The organism is Streptomyces sp. CB01635, assembly GCF_002803065.1.
Lineage (GTDB): Bacteria > Actinomycetota > Actinomycetes > Streptomycetales > Streptomycetaceae > Streptomyces.
Window position 1 is genome coordinate 703133 of the sequence record NZ_NNBL01000001.1, and the last position, 14602, is coordinate 717734.

12 protein-coding genes are annotated in these 14602 nt (G+C 72.0%); 3 read left to right on the plus strand and 9 right to left on the minus strand.

What is annotated here, in order from left to right; translation table 11 throughout:
- The first annotated feature begins 48 nt into the window (after window positions 1-48).
- Complete coding sequence (locus tag CG723_RS03010) at window positions 49-1023, plus strand: Lrp/AsnC family transcriptional regulator (RefSeq protein ID WP_100591570.1); 975 nt, start codon at window positions 49-51, stop codon at window positions 1021-1023.
- Between the two features lie 8 nt (window positions 1024-1031).
- Here CG723_RS03010 and CG723_RS03015 read toward each other — a convergent pair whose 3' ends face one another.
- The gene (locus CG723_RS03015; protein WP_100591571.1) at window positions 1032-1901 is read right to left on the minus strand and encodes a LysR substrate-binding domain-containing protein; all 870 of its coding nucleotides are present in this window, start codon (window positions 1899-1901) and stop codon (window positions 1032-1034) included.
- Between the two features lie 159 nt (window positions 1902-2060).
- Between CG723_RS03015 and CG723_RS03020 the strand changes: the two genes are divergently transcribed.
- The gene (locus CG723_RS03020; RefSeq protein WP_199841651.1) at window positions 2061-3074 is read left to right on the plus strand and encodes a bile acid:sodium symporter family protein; all 1014 of its coding nucleotides are present in this window, start codon (window positions 2061-2063) and stop codon (window positions 3072-3074) included.
- On the opposite strand, the gene CG723_RS03025 is transcribed toward CG723_RS03020, so the two are convergent.
- The 3 genes from CG723_RS03025 to CG723_RS03035 all read right to left on the minus strand — a co-directional run bounded on the left by CG723_RS03025 (window position 3010) and on the right by CG723_RS03035 (window position 7245).
- Window positions 3010-4260 carry a DUF2510 domain-containing protein gene (locus CG723_RS03025; protein ID WP_100591572.1) on the minus strand — a complete coding sequence of 417 codons (1251 nt, stop codon included), beginning with the start codon at window positions 4258-4260 and terminating at the stop codon, window positions 3010-3012. The genes CG723_RS03020 and CG723_RS03025 overlap by 65 nt on opposite strands.
- Window positions 4261-4269: 9 nt before the next feature.
- The gene (locus CG723_RS03030) at window positions 4270-6186 is read right to left on the minus strand and encodes an exo-alpha-sialidase (RefSeq protein WP_100591812.1); all 1917 of its coding nucleotides are present in this window, start codon (window positions 6184-6186) and stop codon (window positions 4270-4272) included.
- Between the two features lie 135 nt (window positions 6187-6321).
- Entirely contained in the window at window positions 6322-7245 is a 924-nt protein-coding gene (locus CG723_RS03035) for a quinone oxidoreductase family protein (RefSeq protein WP_100591573.1), read from the minus strand.
- Window positions 7246-7339: 94 nt separating this feature from the next.
- On the opposite strand from CG723_RS03035, the gene CG723_RS03040 reads away from it, so the two are divergent.
- On the plus strand, window positions 7340-7786 hold the full coding sequence (locus CG723_RS03040; RefSeq protein ID WP_100591574.1) for a MarR family winged helix-turn-helix transcriptional regulator: 447 nt from the start codon (window positions 7340-7342) through the stop codon (window positions 7784-7786).
- A 99-nt stretch (window positions 7787-7885) separates the two neighbouring features.
- On the opposite strand, the gene fdhD is transcribed toward CG723_RS03040, so the two are convergent.
- The 5 genes from fdhD to CG723_RS03065 are packed head-to-tail and all read right to left on the minus strand — an operon-like array spanning window position 7886 to window position 14420.
- Entirely contained in the window at window positions 7886-8734 is an 849-nt protein-coding gene (gene fdhD, locus CG723_RS03045; RefSeq protein ID WP_100591575.1) for a formate dehydrogenase accessory sulfurtransferase FdhD, read from the minus strand.
- 7 nt (window positions 8735-8741) lie between these two features.
- A complete protein-coding gene (locus CG723_RS03050; protein WP_100591576.1) occupies window positions 8742-9602 on the minus strand; it encodes a 2Fe-2S iron-sulfur cluster-binding protein in 861 nt (286 codons plus the stop codon).
- Window positions 9599-11497 (minus strand): NAD(P)H-dependent oxidoreductase subunit E, encoded by a 1899-nt coding sequence (locus CG723_RS03055; RefSeq protein ID WP_100591577.1) that lies wholly within the window; start codon window positions 11495-11497, stop codon window positions 9599-9601. Before CG723_RS03055 ends, CG723_RS03050 begins: the two co-directional genes overlap by 4 nt.
- 8 nt (window positions 11498-11505) lie before the next feature.
- Window positions 11506-13446: a molybdopterin oxidoreductase family protein gene (locus CG723_RS03060; protein WP_100591578.1), complete on the minus strand. Its 1941-nt coding sequence runs from the start codon at window positions 13444-13446 to the stop codon at window positions 11506-11508.
- Entirely contained in the window at window positions 13443-14420 is a 978-nt protein-coding gene (locus tag CG723_RS03065; protein ID WP_100591579.1) for a 2-dehydropantoate 2-reductase, read from the minus strand. The genes CG723_RS03060 and CG723_RS03065 overlap by 4 nt, the downstream gene beginning before the upstream one ends.
- Window positions 14421-14602 lie beyond the last annotated feature (182 nt).

Genomic DNA, 14602 nt, shown 5'->3' on the forward strand with positions numbered 1-14602 from the left:
TCAGTGGCCGAGGAGCGAAGAAATCCGACATCAGGAGCACGCAAGCCGATGGAATCCCCTCCCTTCGACGAGCTGGACCTGAAACTGCTCCAGGCCCTCGAGGTCGACGGCCGCGCCCCCTTCAGCCGGATCGCGGCCGTCCTCGGCGTCTCCGACCAGACCGTCGCCCGCCGCTACCGCAAGCTCGTCGCCGAGGGCGGCCTGCGGGTCGTCGGACTCCAGGACAGCCTGCGGCTCGGCCGCGACCACTGGATGCTGCGCCTGCGCTGCGCCCCCGAAGGTGCAGAGGCCATCGCCACCGCCCTGGCCCGCCGGCCCGACACCGCCTGGATCGGCCTCACCTCGGGCGGCACGGAAGTCGTCTGCATGATCGTCCCGCGCACCCAGGGCGACCACGACGACCTGCTGCTCGGCAAGCTGCCGCGCACCCCGCACATCGTCGAGATCCGCGCCCTGCAGATGCTGCACCGCTTCTTCGGTGGGCCGGCCGGCTGGCTCGTCAAGCACGGACCGCTCACCGCGGACCAGGTCGCGGCGCTCGGCCCGCCTCCGCAGACCACCGGGGACCCCGTCCCCATCACCCCCGAGGACGCGCCCCTGACCGCCGTACTCAAACGCGACGGCCGCGCCGGGTACCCCGAACTCCAGCGCGCCACGGGCCGTTCGGAGTCGGCCGTGAAGCGGCGCCTCGACCAGCTCATCGCCTCGGGGTCCCTCTACATCGACATCGAGTACGACAGCGCACGCCTCGGCTACACCAACGCCGCCGTCCTCTGGATCACGGCGGCCCCCGCCTCTCTCGACACCGTGGGCCGTGCACTCGCCGGGCACCGGGAGATCGCCTACGCCGCCGCGACCGCCGGCCCCTCGAACCTGGTCGTCACCGCCGTGACCCGGGACACCGCGGACCTGTACGCGTACATCAGCGGCAAGCTCGGCCGGCTCGAGGGCGTCCAGCACGTGGAGACGTCGCCGTTCATGCGACGGGTCAAGCAGCTCACGTACCAGCCACCTATTCGCTAGCGCTCCTGCTAGCGGTTGCGGTGCAGCCGGTCGCCCCCGTCGAGGATCGCCTGGGCCAGCGCCTGCGCCGCCTCGCCCTGCGCGCGGCCGTGCCGCGGGCCGTGCAGCAGCACGAAGTCCACCTCGCCCAGCTCCGGCAGCCCCGCCCGCTCCGGTACGCGGACCAGGCCGGGCGGGATCAGGCCGCGCGAGTGCGCCATCACGCCGAGGCCCGCCCTGGCCGCCGCGATCAGGCCGTTGAGGCTGCCGCTGGTGCAGGCCACGCGCCAGGCGCGCCCGTGCCGCTCAAGGGCTTCCAGGGCCAGGGCGCGCGAGATGCCGGGCGGCGGGTACACGATGAGCGGCACCGGACGGTCCGGGTCCAGGCGCAGGCGCTCCGCGCCGATCCACACCAACCGGTCGTGCCACACGGACTCGCCGCGCGGGTCCTCCGGCCGCCGTTTGGCGAGGACCAGGTCGAGCTTGCCCGCGTCGAGCTGCTCGTGCAGCGTCCCGGACAGCTCGACCGTCAGCTCCAGGTCCACCTCGGGGTGGTCGTGCCGGAACGCCTCCAGGATCTCGGTGAGCCGGGTCAGGACGAAGTCCTCCGACGCCCCGAAGCGCAGCCGCCCGCGCAGCCGCGTGCCCGTGAAGAACGCCGACGCCTGCTCGTGGACCTCCAGGATCCGGCGCGCGAAGCCGAGCATCGCCTCGCCGTCCTCCGTGACCTCCACCGTGTGCGTGTCCCGGGTGAACAGGGTCCGCCCGGTCGCGTCCTCCAGGCGCCGCACGTGCTGGCTGACGGTGGACTGGCGCAGGCCGAGGCGGCGTGCGGCCTGCGTGAAGCTCAGCGTCTGGGCCACCGCGAGGAACGTACGCAGCTGTGAGGGGTCGTACATGCCCCCGACCCTACCCGCGGCCATCGCGAAACATGATGACAGTCAGTGCGGTATGCAGGATTCCCGATCGCGGTGATCAGGAGGACGATGGAGAGGGCACGACCTGAACCGACAGCAAGGAACATGGAACCCGTGAAACGCCTGACTTGGCCGTCCTGGATGCCGGTCGACCCCTACATCCTGGCGCTCATAGGGACGGTGGGCCTCGCGGCGCTCCTGCCCGCGCGCGGTGGTGCCGCCGACGTCGCGTCCGGCGCCTCGACCACCGCCGTCGCGTTCCTCTTCTTCCTCTACGGGGCGCGCCTGTCGACCCGCGAGGCGCTCGACGGGCTCAGGCACTGGCGGCTCCATGTGACCGTCCTCGCCGCCACGTTCGTCGTCTTCCCGCTCCTCGGCCTCGCGGCCCGCGGCCTCGTCCCCGTGGTCCTCACACCGTCCCTCTACGACGGCCTGCTCTTCCTCACCCTCGTGCCCTCGACGATCCAGTCGTCGATCGCCTTCACCTCCATGGCCCGCGGCAACGTGCCCGCGGCGATCTGCGCGGGCTCCTTCTCCTCGCTGGCCGGCATCGTCATCACGCCGCTGCTCGCGGCGGGGCTGCTCGGCAACAGCGGCGGCGGGTTCTCCGCGGACTCCCTCGTCAAGATCGTGCTCCAGCTGCTCGTACCGTTCCTCGCCGGGCAGTTCCTGCGCCGCTGGGTCGGCTCCTTCATCACGCGGCACAAGAAGGTCCTGAGCTACGTCGACCGCGGCTCGATCCTCCTCGTCGTCTACACCGCGTTCAGCGAGGGCATGGTCCAGGGCATCTGGCACCAGGTCAGCGCTGTGCGCCTGGGCGGGCTCCTCGCCGTCGAGGCGGTGCTGCTCGCCGTGATGCTGGCGGTCACCTGGTACGGCGGCAAGGCGCTCGGCTTCGGGCGCGAGGACAGCGTCGCGATCCAGTTCGCCGGGTCGAAGAAGTCCCTGGCGGCCGGACTGCCCATGGCGAGCGTCCTGTTCGGGGCGCACGCGTCCCTCGCCGTGCTGCCGCTGATGCTGTTCCACCAGATGCAGCTCATGGTGTGCGCGGTGATCGCCAAGCGCCGGGCGCGCGACCCCCTGGAGCAGGTCAGCGCGGGCGAGCGAGCCGCAGCGCCACGAACCGCGGCCGGTACAGCGACACGTTCCGGCTGACCTGTGCCTGCGCGGTGGCGGGCGCCGCGTCCAGCCAGTTGACGTCGTAGCTGAGCAGCAGGCGCCCGTCACCGCCGCCGAGCGCGGGGTGCGCCTGCGGGTTGTACGCGGCCGTGTCCTGCCGGAGCGCCCCGTCCGGCGGCAGCGGCGCCTCGAAGCCCTTCCCGGGACCGTGCCAGGGCCCGGTCGGCGCGCACGCCCAGTAAGAGGTGACGCGGGTCAGGCCCGCGGTCCCGGCGGCCATCGTGAACAGGACGTACGTACCGCCGTCGCGCACGACGGTGAACGCGCTGCCGACCCCGCGGCGTGCACCGTCGCCGAGAACCGCCCGCGGCCGGGCAGCGCGCGTCCAGCGCGAGCCGTCCCAGTAGCGCCACGCCCCCGGCTCGGCGAGCCGGCCGCGCGGCACGCGCGCGACATAGGCGCGGCGCGTGACCCCCTGCCCGTCGTCACCGCCGAACACGTACGTCCGTCCGCCCCGGTCGACGACCGTCGTGCCGAACAGGACGCGCCGCGCCGGGTCCGGCACGCCCCGCTGGTCGAGGACCGTCGCGACGCTCTCGACGCGCAGGCCGGGCAGGGACAGCGTGGCGACCTCGGTGGCGGCGGGCATGCCGTAGATCCAGGGGCCCGTCCCCGTCGTACGGGTCCACAGCAGGACGCGGACGACCCGCTCGGCGGAGCCGGGGGAGCGGGGCTCGACGCGGGCCGCGACCGGCCAGCGCCACTGCTGCGGCGCCGGGTCGGGGAACAGGGGCGCGGGGAGCGTGCGCTCCAGGGTGCCCGAACGGCCCATCACCACGGCCGAGTTGCGCACGAACGGCGCTGACATGTCGCGCCAGGCATGGGGCTGGCCCGCCGGGTTGGGCGGCGCGTGCACCTGTCCCAGATAGGTGTCGGAGAACAGCCACAGGACCCGCCCGTCCGGGAGCCTCACCGAGTGCGTGCCGTCGCCGCCCGTCCAGTCGTCGTCCCGCGAGGCGTCGTCGCCGTAGCGGGCGAACGCGCCCGTGAGGCCGGGCTCGGCGGACCACGAGGCGATGCCGCGGGCCGCGCACGGGCGACCGCCCTCCCGGTCGTCGTCCGGGAGGGCGGTCAGCAGGGCGGCGGCGCACACCAGGGCGAGCAGCAGGCCGAGACCCGCTCCCAGGCTCCTGCGGCGCACCGCCTCCGTGTCCGCGGGCACGCTGGGACGTTAGTGGCCCCCGCGCACCCGGTCCATGGGCAGCCACAGGACGGTGTCCGGGGTCACAGTGGTCACCGGGGTGTTGAGCTCCTCGTCACTCAACGCCCGGTCCTGGAGCCGGACTTCGTCGATCGCGCCGGTGAAGTGCGCCCGGGTGTCCATCCGTTCGCCCACGTGCACGCCGAACGGCGAGTTGCGGCTGACGGAGCCCGGCACGTCGGGCGTGCTGACCGACGTCCCGTCGACGGAGAGCGTCAGCTGTCCGTCACCGCGTCGCAGTACGGCGTGGTGCCACTGGCCGTCGTTGTAGGCGCCTGTGGTGCGCACCGACGCGGACCGCGGGGCCGCGGCGCCGTCCCGTGTGGTGATCAGGCCCGTGATGCGGTTGCTCGCCGGCTCGGCGCGCAGCCACACCTGCGGCTGCGTGGTGCCGATGCCGCCCATCCACAGCAGCGGCTGCTCACCGGTCGTGGCGGAGTAGCGGAACCACAGCGACGCGGTGAAGTCCTTGGTGCCGAGCGGCAGTCGGTCGCTGTACGGGAGCCGTACCGCGTCGTCCGTCCCGTCGAAGGAGAGCGCCCCGCCGAAGCGGCCTGCCGTCGGGGAGGCGCCGCCGAGCACGGCCGCGTCCCGCGCGTGGCGGGCCCGGTCCTCCGTCGTCGGGTCCGCGCCGCGGCGCGGCGTAAGCCAGTCCTCGGTGAAGCGCGCGAAACGGATCTCGTCGCGCGCGTCGACCGCGCCGCCCTCATACATGAGGCCCACATGGTCGTGGGTCGCCTGCACGAGGTCCGAGTAGCCGGACCAGTCGGTCGTCACCACGGTCGAGCGGTCGAAGCTGTCCCAGGTCCGCCCGCCGTCGTACGAGGAACGGATGGTCATGGTCCGGCGCCGGTCGGGGTCGCCGGGGCAGGCCAGCAGCAGTCGGTTGCCGGTGCGCAGGACCGAACCCTGCACCTGGGGGGTGTAGAGGTCGGGGAGCGTCGTGAAGCGCCGCGTGAACGAGTCGCCGCCGTCCCGGCTCCATGTGTGCGTGCGGTGACCGAGGTCGGTGCCGTCCTGCTCGCGCCCCGACACGTACAGAGTGCCGCCGGGCAGTTCGGCGAGGGTCATCTCGGAGGGCTTCTGCCGGAAGGTGCCGTCGTCCGCGATCGGCCACGAGTCCTTCGCGCCGACCCGCCAGTGCCTGCCGCCGTCGTCGCTGACCATGAGCGCGGCGTGGTTCGCGGTGACGCGACTGCCGTTCCAGGTCTCGGCGTTGACGGTGAAGACGAGCCGCCCGCGGTGGCGCCCCTGGGTGAGCTGGAGGCCGTGCACAGGCCCCGTCGCGTACCAGGAGTTCCAGTCCTTCGGCATGATCTCGTCGCTCAGGTCGCGCGGCGCCGACCAGGTGCGGCCGTCGTCGTCGCTGTACTGGAGGTGCGGGGTGCGGTCGCAGGGAATGTCGCAGTTCTTTCCGTCCGTGCGGCCGGTGTTGTACGTCTCCGCGAGCACGATGCGGCCCGTCCTGAGGTCGACCACGGGGGCGGGGTTGCCGTGTGTGTCACCGGCGCCCTCGTTGACGACCTGGAGCGGGCTCCAGGTGCGGCCGCCGTCCTCGGACCGCTTGACGACGATGTCTATGTCGCCCGCGTCGGAACAGTCGTTCGTACGCCCCTCGGCGAAGGCGAGCAGTGTCCCCTGCTTGGTCTTCACCACGGCCGGAATTCGGTAGCAGGCATACCCGGGATCCTGGGAAGCCTTGAAGAGGACCTGCTGCTCGAACGGCGGTTGCGTCGAGGCCGCTCGGGCCGCGGTGGCCTGGGTCGCTCGTGTCGCGTCAGCCGGCTCGGCGGCCTGCGCGGGCAGTGCGGCTCCCGCGGCGACTGCGAGCAGCGCGACGACGGACGTGCCCAGGGATCTCAGACGTACACGGAGACTTGACGGCATGGTGCTGCCACCCTTCAACGGCTCGTGTCAAGGCTGATGTCACGGCTCATGCGTCTGGACATTCAGACATCCCACGTCCAATGTCCGGACCACAGACGCTACTTGGGACGCTCGGCACGCCACAAGCACCGTGCATCAGGGGATCAGGACGACCTTGCCCAGATTGGCGCGCCCCTCGATTGCCTCGTGGGCCCGCGCCGCGTCCTCCAGGGCGAACTCCGCGTGCACCATGGGCCGCAGAGCCCCCTCGAAGAACAGTCGCCACAGCTCTGTGCGCCACCGCTCGTACGTCTCGGGCTTCCCGCGCGCGATGAGCGCCATCTGGAAGCCGATCACGGACTTGGCTCCGACGAGGAGGTCGTACGCCTCGACGGTGCCGCCGCCCGAGCTGTACGCCACGAGCCGCCCGTGCGGCGCGAGCGCCCTCAGGCCCGGCGTCAGCAGCTCGCCGCCCACCGCATCCAGGACGTAGTCGACGGGCTCGCCCCAGTTCTCGTCGTCGTACGTCACGACGTCGTCGGCACCGAGTCCGCGGACGAACTCCGCCTTGCCGGGGTCCGACACCGCGGCTATGACCCGAGTGGCGCCGCTCGACGACGCGAGCTGCAGGGCCAGATGGCCGACCCCGCTCGCCGCCGCCGTCACGAGCGCCGCCTCGCCCGGCTCGGGGCGTGCGGCCTGCAGCGCTCCGTACGCCACGAGCCCGCTGCGGACCAGGGCCACCGCGTCGGTGGCGCTCGCGCCGTCCGGCACCGGTGACGCCATGGCGACGTGCAGGAGCGCGTGGTCGGCGTAGCCGTGCCCGAAGGCGAGGCCCGTGACGCGGTCGCCGACGGCGTACTCCGTCACGCCGGTACCCACGGCCGCCACTGCGCCGGCGACCTCGCCGCCGAGCGGGATGGGTTCGCGCGGTTCCCGCACCTTGCGGACGACGGGCAGCGTGACGCCGATCGCCTCGGTGCGGACGAGGAGTTCACCGGGTCCCGGCTCGGGGACGGGCGCCTCTTCCAAGAACAGAACACCGGGGCCACCGCTGTGTTCGTAACGGACGCGCCGCATCGGCACACCGCCTTCCCGGGGTGGGGATCATTGGGAGCGCCAACGATACTCAGATTCATTGGGAAGTCCAACGGTTCTTGGCTAAACTGCTCCCATGTCCGAGAACCCGCCCGCCCTGGGCGTCATCCGTACCCTCCCCAGCTGGCGCCTGGGCCGCGCCGCGGAGCGCGGGCGGGGCCTCGTCGCCGACGCGCTCGCCCGCGAGGGCCTGAAGATGTGGCACCACGTGGTCCTGTGCGCGGTGACGGACCTGGAGCCCGTGGCCCAGGCCGACCTGGTGCGCAGCGTCGCGCTCGACCCCAAGGACATGGTCGGCGTCCTGAACGACCTCCAGGACGCGGGCCTCGTCGTCCGCACACCCGACCCGAAGGACCGCCGCAAGAACGCCGTCACGGTCACGGACAAGGGCAGCGCGACGCTACGGCGGTGCGCCGCGGCCGCCCAGGACGCCAACGACGCGCTCCTGGCGCCGCTTTCGGCCGGGGAGCGCGTCGCGTTCATGGACATGCTGGAGCGGATATCCGGCGAACCGGGCACGTAGCAAGGAGGGATGTCGGGGCGTCGGCGCGTGGGGCCCGGCCGGCGCAGGGGGCGCTCCCCGCCGGATCCGGGCCCCGTCGCCGTGCCGCGGGGAAACCGGTCAGCTCTGGGCGGCCGTGGCCCGCAGAGCGATGCGGTGTTCTCCCGCGTACACGTTCATGTTGGGCCCGCGCAGGAAGCCGACCAGGGTGAGGCCGCTCTCGGCGGCCAGGTCGACCGCGAGCGACGACGGCGCGGACACGGCCGCGAGGACCGGGATGCCCGCCATCACCGCCTTCTGCGCGAGCTCGAAGGAGGCGCGGCCCGAGACGAGCAGGATCGCGCGGGACAGCGGAAGCCCGCCGTTCTGGAGGGCGCGCCCGACGAGCTTGTCCACCGCGTTGTGCCGGCCCACGTCCTCGCGGATGTCGAGCAGTTCCCCGGCCTCCGAGAACAGCGCGGCGGCGTGCAGACCCCCGGTCCGGTCGAAGACCCGCTGGGCCTCGCGCAGCCGGTCGGGGAGGCTCGCCAGGAGCGAGGGCTCGATCCGGACCGGGGGAGTGTCGTCGATGGCGAACCGGGTCGTCGTACGGACCGCGTCCAGGCTCGCCTTCCCGCACAGGCCGCACGACGACGTCGTGTACACATTGCGTTCGAGCGTGATGTCGGGCAGCACCACACCGGGGGCGGTGCGCACGTCGACGACGTTGTACGTGTTCGACCCGTCCTCCAGGGCCCCCGCGCAGTACACGATGCTCTGGAGTTCCTCCGTCGCGCCGAGGACTCCCTCGCTGACCAGGAACCCCGCCGCGAGCGCGAAGTCGTCGCCCGGGGTGCGCATCGTGATGGCGAGGGGCTTGCCGTTGAGCCGGATCTCCAGGGGCTCCTCGGCGACGAGCGTGTCCGGCCTGCTGGAGACCTGCCCGTCCCGGATGCGGAGCACCTTGCGTCGTTCCGTGACTCGTCCCATGTGTCGATCAGTCCCGGTTCTGTACGTGCTGATAGCCGAAGCGGCCCTTGATGCAGAGGTTGCCGTGGGTCACCGGGTTGTCGTGCGGCGAGGTGACCTTGACGATCTCATTGTCCTGCACATGGAGAGTGAGGTTGCAGCCCACTCCGCAGTACGCGCACACGGTCGTCGTCTCCGTCTGCTCCTCCTCGTTCCAGGTGCCCGCCGCCCGCATGTCGAACTCCGACTTGAAGGACAGCGCGCCCGTCGGGCACACCTCGATGCAGTTGCCGCAGTACACGCACGCCGAGTCCGTCAGCGGCGCGTCGTGCTCCACGGCGATCCTGGCGTCGAAGCCGCGCCCGACGACCGAGATGGCGAACGTGTTCTGCCACTGGTCACCGCACGCGTCGACGCACTTGTAGCAGAGGATGCACTTGTCGTAGTCCCGGACATACAGGTCGTTGTCGACGCGCGGCTCCTCGTCGACGCGTGCCGCGTCCGGGCCGAACCGGTCGGGCTTCGCCTCGTACTCCTTGATCCACTCGGCGGCGCGCGGTGTCGTCGACAGGTTCACGGACGAGGCGAGCAGTTCGAGGACGACCTTGCGGCTGTGCCGGGCCCGCTCCGTGTCGGTGCGGACCTCCATCCCCGCCTCGGCCTTGCGCGAGCACGCCGGTGCGAGGGTGCGGGCGCCCTCGACCTCGACGACGCACACCCGGCACGCGTTCTTCGGGGTGAGGGTGTCGCCCTCGCACAGCGTCGGGATGTCCTTGCCCGCGGCCCGGCAGGCGTCCAGGATCGTCGACCCCTCGGGCACCCGCGCCTCCTGCCCGTCCAGCGTGAACTCGACGAGGCGGCGCGGCACTCCCAGCGGTATGGCGGTCATTCGTACGCCCCCAGGCGGTCGATGGCGGATTCCACGGCGTTCCACGCGGTCTGCCCCAGACCGCAGATCGAGGCGTCCCGCATGGCCCGCCCCACCTCCCTGAGCAGCGCGATGTCACCTGCGGCCGCCGCACCCGTCCGCTCGGCGATCCGGTGCAGCGCCTCCTCCTGCCGGACCGTGCCCACCCGGCACGGCACGCACTGTCCGCACGACTCGTCGCGGAAGAACTCGGCGATCCGCAGCAGGATGCGCGGCAGCGGAACGGTGTCGTCGATGGCGAGGACGACGCCCGAGCCGAGCGTCGTGCCGGCCGCGCGCGTCCCCTCGAACGTGAGCGGGATGTCCATCTCGTCGGCGCGCACGAAGCCGCCCGCGGCGCCGCCGAGCAGCACGGCCCGCAGGTTCCCCGGCTTCCCCGCGAGGTCGAGCAGTTCGCCGAGCGTCGCGCCGAACGGCAGCTCGTAGATCCCCGGCCGCTCGACGCTCCCGGACACACAGAACAGCTTCGGCCCGGTCGACTTCTCCGTGCCGATCGCCGCGTACGCCTCGGCGCCCGTCGTCAGGATCGGCAGCACGTTCACGAGCGTCTCGACGTTGTTCTCGGCCGTCGGCTTCCCGAACAGGCCCTTCTCCACGGGGAAGGGCGGCTTGGAGCGCGGCTCGCCGCGGTAGCCCTCGATGGAGTTGAAGAGCGCGGTCTCCTCGCCGCAGATGTACGCGCCCGCGCCCCGCCGGATCTCGATGTCGAAGGCGTAGCCCTGACCGAGCACGTCGTCCCCGAGGAGCCCGCGGGCACGCGCCTGCCCGATCGCGTTGCTCAACAGCCTCAGCGCGCGCGGGTACTCACCGCGCAGATACAGGTATCCCTTGTGGGCGCCGACCGCGTACCCGGCGATCGTCATGGCCTCGATGAGGGAGTACGGGTCCCCTTCCATCAGGACCCGGTCCTTGAAGGTGCCGGGCTCGGACTCGTCGGCGTTGCACACCAGGTAGTGCGGATGGTCCGGCTGCGAGGCGGTGGCCTTCCACTTCACCCCGGTGGGGAAGGCCGCCCCGCCGCGCCCGACGAGCCCCGCGTCGGTCACCTCCCGGATCACCCCCGCGGGCCCGAGCCTGAACGCCCGGCGCAGGGCGGCATATCCGCCGTGGGACCGGTAGTCGTCGAGCGAGGCCGGGTCCACGACGCCGATGCGGCGCAGCAGGGTGAGCCCGGGCTGCCCGGCCTGCGGGACGGCGAGCGAGGCGGGCGGTTCGGGCTCGGCGGCCTCGGGGGCGGAGGCGGCGAGGACGGTGGCCTCGGGGGTGGCGGGGGCTATGACGGCTGTCGCGTACGGCTTCTCGGCACCGGGTTCATGAGGCGCGCCCGCACCCGCGCCTGAATCCGCGCCCGCCCCCGAACCCGCCCGCACCACCAGCGCAGCCGGAGCCCGCTCGCACAGCCCCAGACAAGGACTCCGCTCAACCGAAACCCCACTGCCGAGCCCCAGCCGCCCCTCCACCGCCGCGCAGAGCTCGGCGGAGCCGGCCGCCGCGCACACCACGTCCGTGCACACGTGCAGCACGGTCGCCGGGCGCGGCTTCACGGAGAACATCGAGTAGAACGTCGCCACCCCGTACGCCTCCGCAGGCGGCACCGTCAGCCGCCGGCACAGATAGTCGAGGGCGCCGTCGCTGATCCAGCCGACCCGGTCGTTGACCGCGTGCAGCCCCGGCAACAGCAGGTCCCGCCGCTCCCGCGCCGCACGGCCCCCGCGCGCCCAGCGCAGATCCGCGTCCGAACGGACCGTCGAGTCACCGAAAGGGGCTTCCCATGCGGAGCCGGGCGGCCCGAGCAGCTCGTCCACCGCCTCGCGCTCCTCGTCGGTGGGCTTGCTGTCACCGAAGTGCAGATCCATGACCTGTCTCAGCTCCTCACGGCCGCGACGGGCAGCTTCTCGATACGGATCGCCGACGCCTTGAACTCCGCCGTCCCCGCGATCGGGCAGTTCGCCTCGATCGTCAGCTGGTTGGTGTCCACCTCGTCGGGAAAGTGCATGGTCATGAACGCGAGCCCGGGCCGCAGCGCCGGGTCGACCCACACGGGCGCCACCACCACGCCGCGCCGCGACGACACCCGCACCTCCTCGCCCACCACGACGCCGTACCGCTCCGCGTCCTCCGGGCACAGCTCGACGTACTCGCCGCGCCGCAGCGGAGAGGCGAAACTCCCGCTCTGCACACCGGTGTTGTACGAGTCGAGGCGCCGGCCCGTCGTCAGGCGGATCGGGAACGACTCGTCCGTCAGGTCCACCGGCGGGTCGTGTGCGACGAGCCCGAAGGGCGCCGCACGGCCGCGCAGCGCCGGATCCTGCTCCCACAGCCTCCCGTGCAGGAAGCTCGACGGCAGGACCTCCAGGTCCGGGCACGGCCACTGAAGGCCCTGGTGCTCCTCCAGGCGGTCGTACGTCATGCCGAAGTGGTCCGGCGACAGGTCACGCAGCTCGTTCCAGACGGCTTCGGAGTCGGCGAACTTCCAGTCGTGGCCGAGCCGCGCGGCGACCTCGCAGATGATGTCGATGTCCTCGCGGGCCTCGCCGGGCGGGGTGAGCGCGGCGCGCACGCGCTGAACTCGCCTCTCGCTGTTGGTCGTTGTGCCTTCGGTCTCCGCCCAGGCGGCGGTCGCCGGCAGGACCACGTCGGCCATCTCCGCCGTCTTCGTCAGGAAGATGTCCTGCACCACCAGATGGTCGAGGGCCGCGAGACGGCGTATCGCCTGCTCGCTGTCGGCCTCGGACTGGGCGGGGTTCTCGCCGATGCAGTACACGGCGTGCAGTTCGCCGTGCTCCATCGCCTCGAACATGTTGGTGAGCGTCATCCCGTACCGCGGCTGGATGGCCGCGCCCCACGCGCGCTCGAACTTGACGCGGTGCGCGCTGTCGAGGATGTCCTGGAAGCCGGGCAGGCGGTTGGGGATGGCGCCCATGTCGCCGCCGCCCTGGACGTTGTTCTGCCCGCGCAGGGGCTGGACGCCGGAGCCGTAGCGGCCGACGTGCCCGGTGAGCAGCGACAGATTGATCAACGCCCGTACGTTGTCCGTGCCGTTGTGGTGCTCCGTGATGCCGAGGGTCCAGCACAGCTGGGCGCGCTCGGCGGTGGCGTAGGCGTGCGCGAGGTCGCGGATGGCGGCGGCGGGGACGCCCGTGACCTTCTCGGCGAGGGAGAGGGTCCACGGCTCGACCAGCTCGGCGTACTCGTCGAAGCCGGTCGTGGCCCGCTCGATGAACGCCTTGTTGTGCAGGCCCGCGTGGATGATCTCGCGGCCTACGGCGTGGGCGAGCGGGATGTCCGTGCCGACGTTCAGACCGAGCCAGCTCTCCGCCCACTCGGCGGTCGAGGTGCGGCGCGGATCGACCGCGTACATCCGTGCCCCGTTCCTGATCCCCTTCAGGACGTGCTGGAAGAAGATCGGGTGCGCGAAGCGGGCGTTGGAGCCCCACATCACGATGAGGTCGGTGTGCTCGACCTCCTCGTACGAGGAGGTGCCGCCGCCCGAGCCGAACGCCGCGGACAGGCCCGCGACGCTCGGGGCGTGGCACGTGCGGTTGCACGAGTCGACGTTGTTGGTGCCCATCACGACGCGCGTGAACTTCTGCGCCACGTAGTTCATCTCGTTCGTGGCGCGGGCACAGGAGAGCATCGCGAACGCGTCCGGGCCGTGCGCCTCCTTGGCGCGCCGGAAGCCGTCCGCCGCCCTGGCGAGCGCCTCGTCCCAGGTGGCGCGGCGCAGCGGCTCGTCCCGGGAGTCCCGGACGAGGGGATGGGTGAGGCGGGTGTACGTCTTCGGGGTGCGGTCCCGCTTCTTCATGCCGCGCTCCTCATGCGGTCGGCGAGCAGATCCGAGATGGCGTGGACGGTGCGGAGCGTCGGGACCGGGACGCCGGTGATCTCCGCCAGTTCCACGACGGCCGCGAGCAGCACGTCGAGTTCGAGCGGTTTGCCGCGCTCCAGGTCCTGGAGTGTCGAGGTGCGGTGGTCGCCGACGCGCTCGGCCCCGGCCAGCCGCCGCTCGACGGAGATGTCCGGACGGCAGCCCAGTGCCCCGGCGACGGCGAGCGTCTCGGTCATCATGATCTCGATGACCCGGCGTGTGCCGCCGTGCAGGCACATCTGCCGCATGGTCGCGCGGGACAGCGCGCTGATCGGGTTGAACGAGATGTTGCCGAGCAGCTTGATCCAGATGTCACCGCGCAGCTCGGGCTCGACCGGGCACTTGAGGCCCCCGGCCTGCATCGCCTGACTGAACGCGAGGCAGCGGTCCGACACCGAGCGGTCGGGCTCCCCGATGGAGAACCTGGTTCCTTCGAGATGGCGTACGACGCCCGGGCCTTCGAGCTCCGTCGCCGCGTAGACGACACAGCCGATGGCCCGCTGGGGCGCGAGCACCGCACTGACCGCGCCGCCGGGGTCCACGCTCTCGATGCGCTGCCCGTCGTGCGGGCCGCCGTGCCGGTGGAAGTACCACCAGGGGATGCCGTTCTGGGCCGCGATCACGGCCGTCGAGCTGTGCAGCAGCGGCTCGATGAGCGGCCCGCACGCCGCGTACGAGTTTGCCTTGAGACCGAGGAAGACATAGTCGACCGGGCCGATCCCCGAGGGGTCGTCGGTCGCGTTGGCCCGGGCGGTGAAGTCACCGCGGGGGCTGCGTACTTGGACGCCGTGCTGCCTCATGGCCGCGAGGTGCGGTCCACGGGCGACGAGATGCACGTCGGCGCCGGCGCGATGCAGCGCGGCTCCGACGTAGGCGCCGATCGCACCGGCGCCGAGGACTGCGACTTTCACGATGGCGAGCTCCGTTCGGTCGAGGGCTCCTGCTCTCACGGGAGGAGAGTGCGGAGGACCGTCGGACTGTCGATGGAATATTGTCTACAGTATGGAAGATGGGCCGACAAGAGGTGGCGCATCGCATACCGTGTACGGATTCCGGTGCGCGCTCTTCCCAACTCCCGGACGGCTCCCTAACG

Coding starts and splice junctions, on each gene's coding strand:
- CG723_RS03020 (WP_199841651.1), top strand. CDS start 2,061: ATGCCGGTCGACCCCTACATCCTGGCGCTCATAGGGACGGTGGGCCTC.
- CG723_RS03050 (WP_100591576.1), bottom strand. CDS start 9,602: ATGACCGCCATACCGCTGGGAGTGCCGCGCCGCCTCGTCGAGTTCACG.
- CG723_RS03040 (WP_100591574.1), top strand. CDS start 7,340: ATGTCCGAGAACCCGCCCGCCCTGGGCGTCATCCGTACCCTCCCCAGC.
- CG723_RS03060 (WP_100591578.1), bottom strand. CDS start 13,446: ATGAAGAAGCGGGACCGCACCCCGAAGACGTACACCCGCCTCACCCAT.
- CG723_RS03010 (WP_100591570.1), top strand. CDS start 49: ATGGAATCCCCTCCCTTCGACGAGCTGGACCTGAAACTGCTCCAGGCC.
- CG723_RS03015 (WP_100591571.1), bottom strand. CDS start 1,901: ATGTACGACCCCTCACAGCTGCGTACGTTCCTCGCGGTGGCCCAGACG.
- CG723_RS03055 (WP_100591577.1), bottom strand. CDS start 11,497: ATGGATCTGCACTTCGGTGACAGCAAGCCCACCGACGAGGAGCGCGAG.
- CG723_RS03035 (WP_100591573.1), bottom strand. CDS start 7,245: ATGCGGCGCGTCCGTTACGAACACAGCGGTGGCCCCGGTGTTCTGTTC.
- CG723_RS03030 (WP_100591812.1), bottom strand. CDS start 6,186: ATGCCGTCAAGTCTCCGTGTACGTCTGAGATCCCTGGGCACGTCCGTC.
- fdhD (WP_100591575.1), bottom strand. CDS start 8,734: ATGGGACGAGTCACGGAACGACGCAAGGTGCTCCGCATCCGGGACGGG.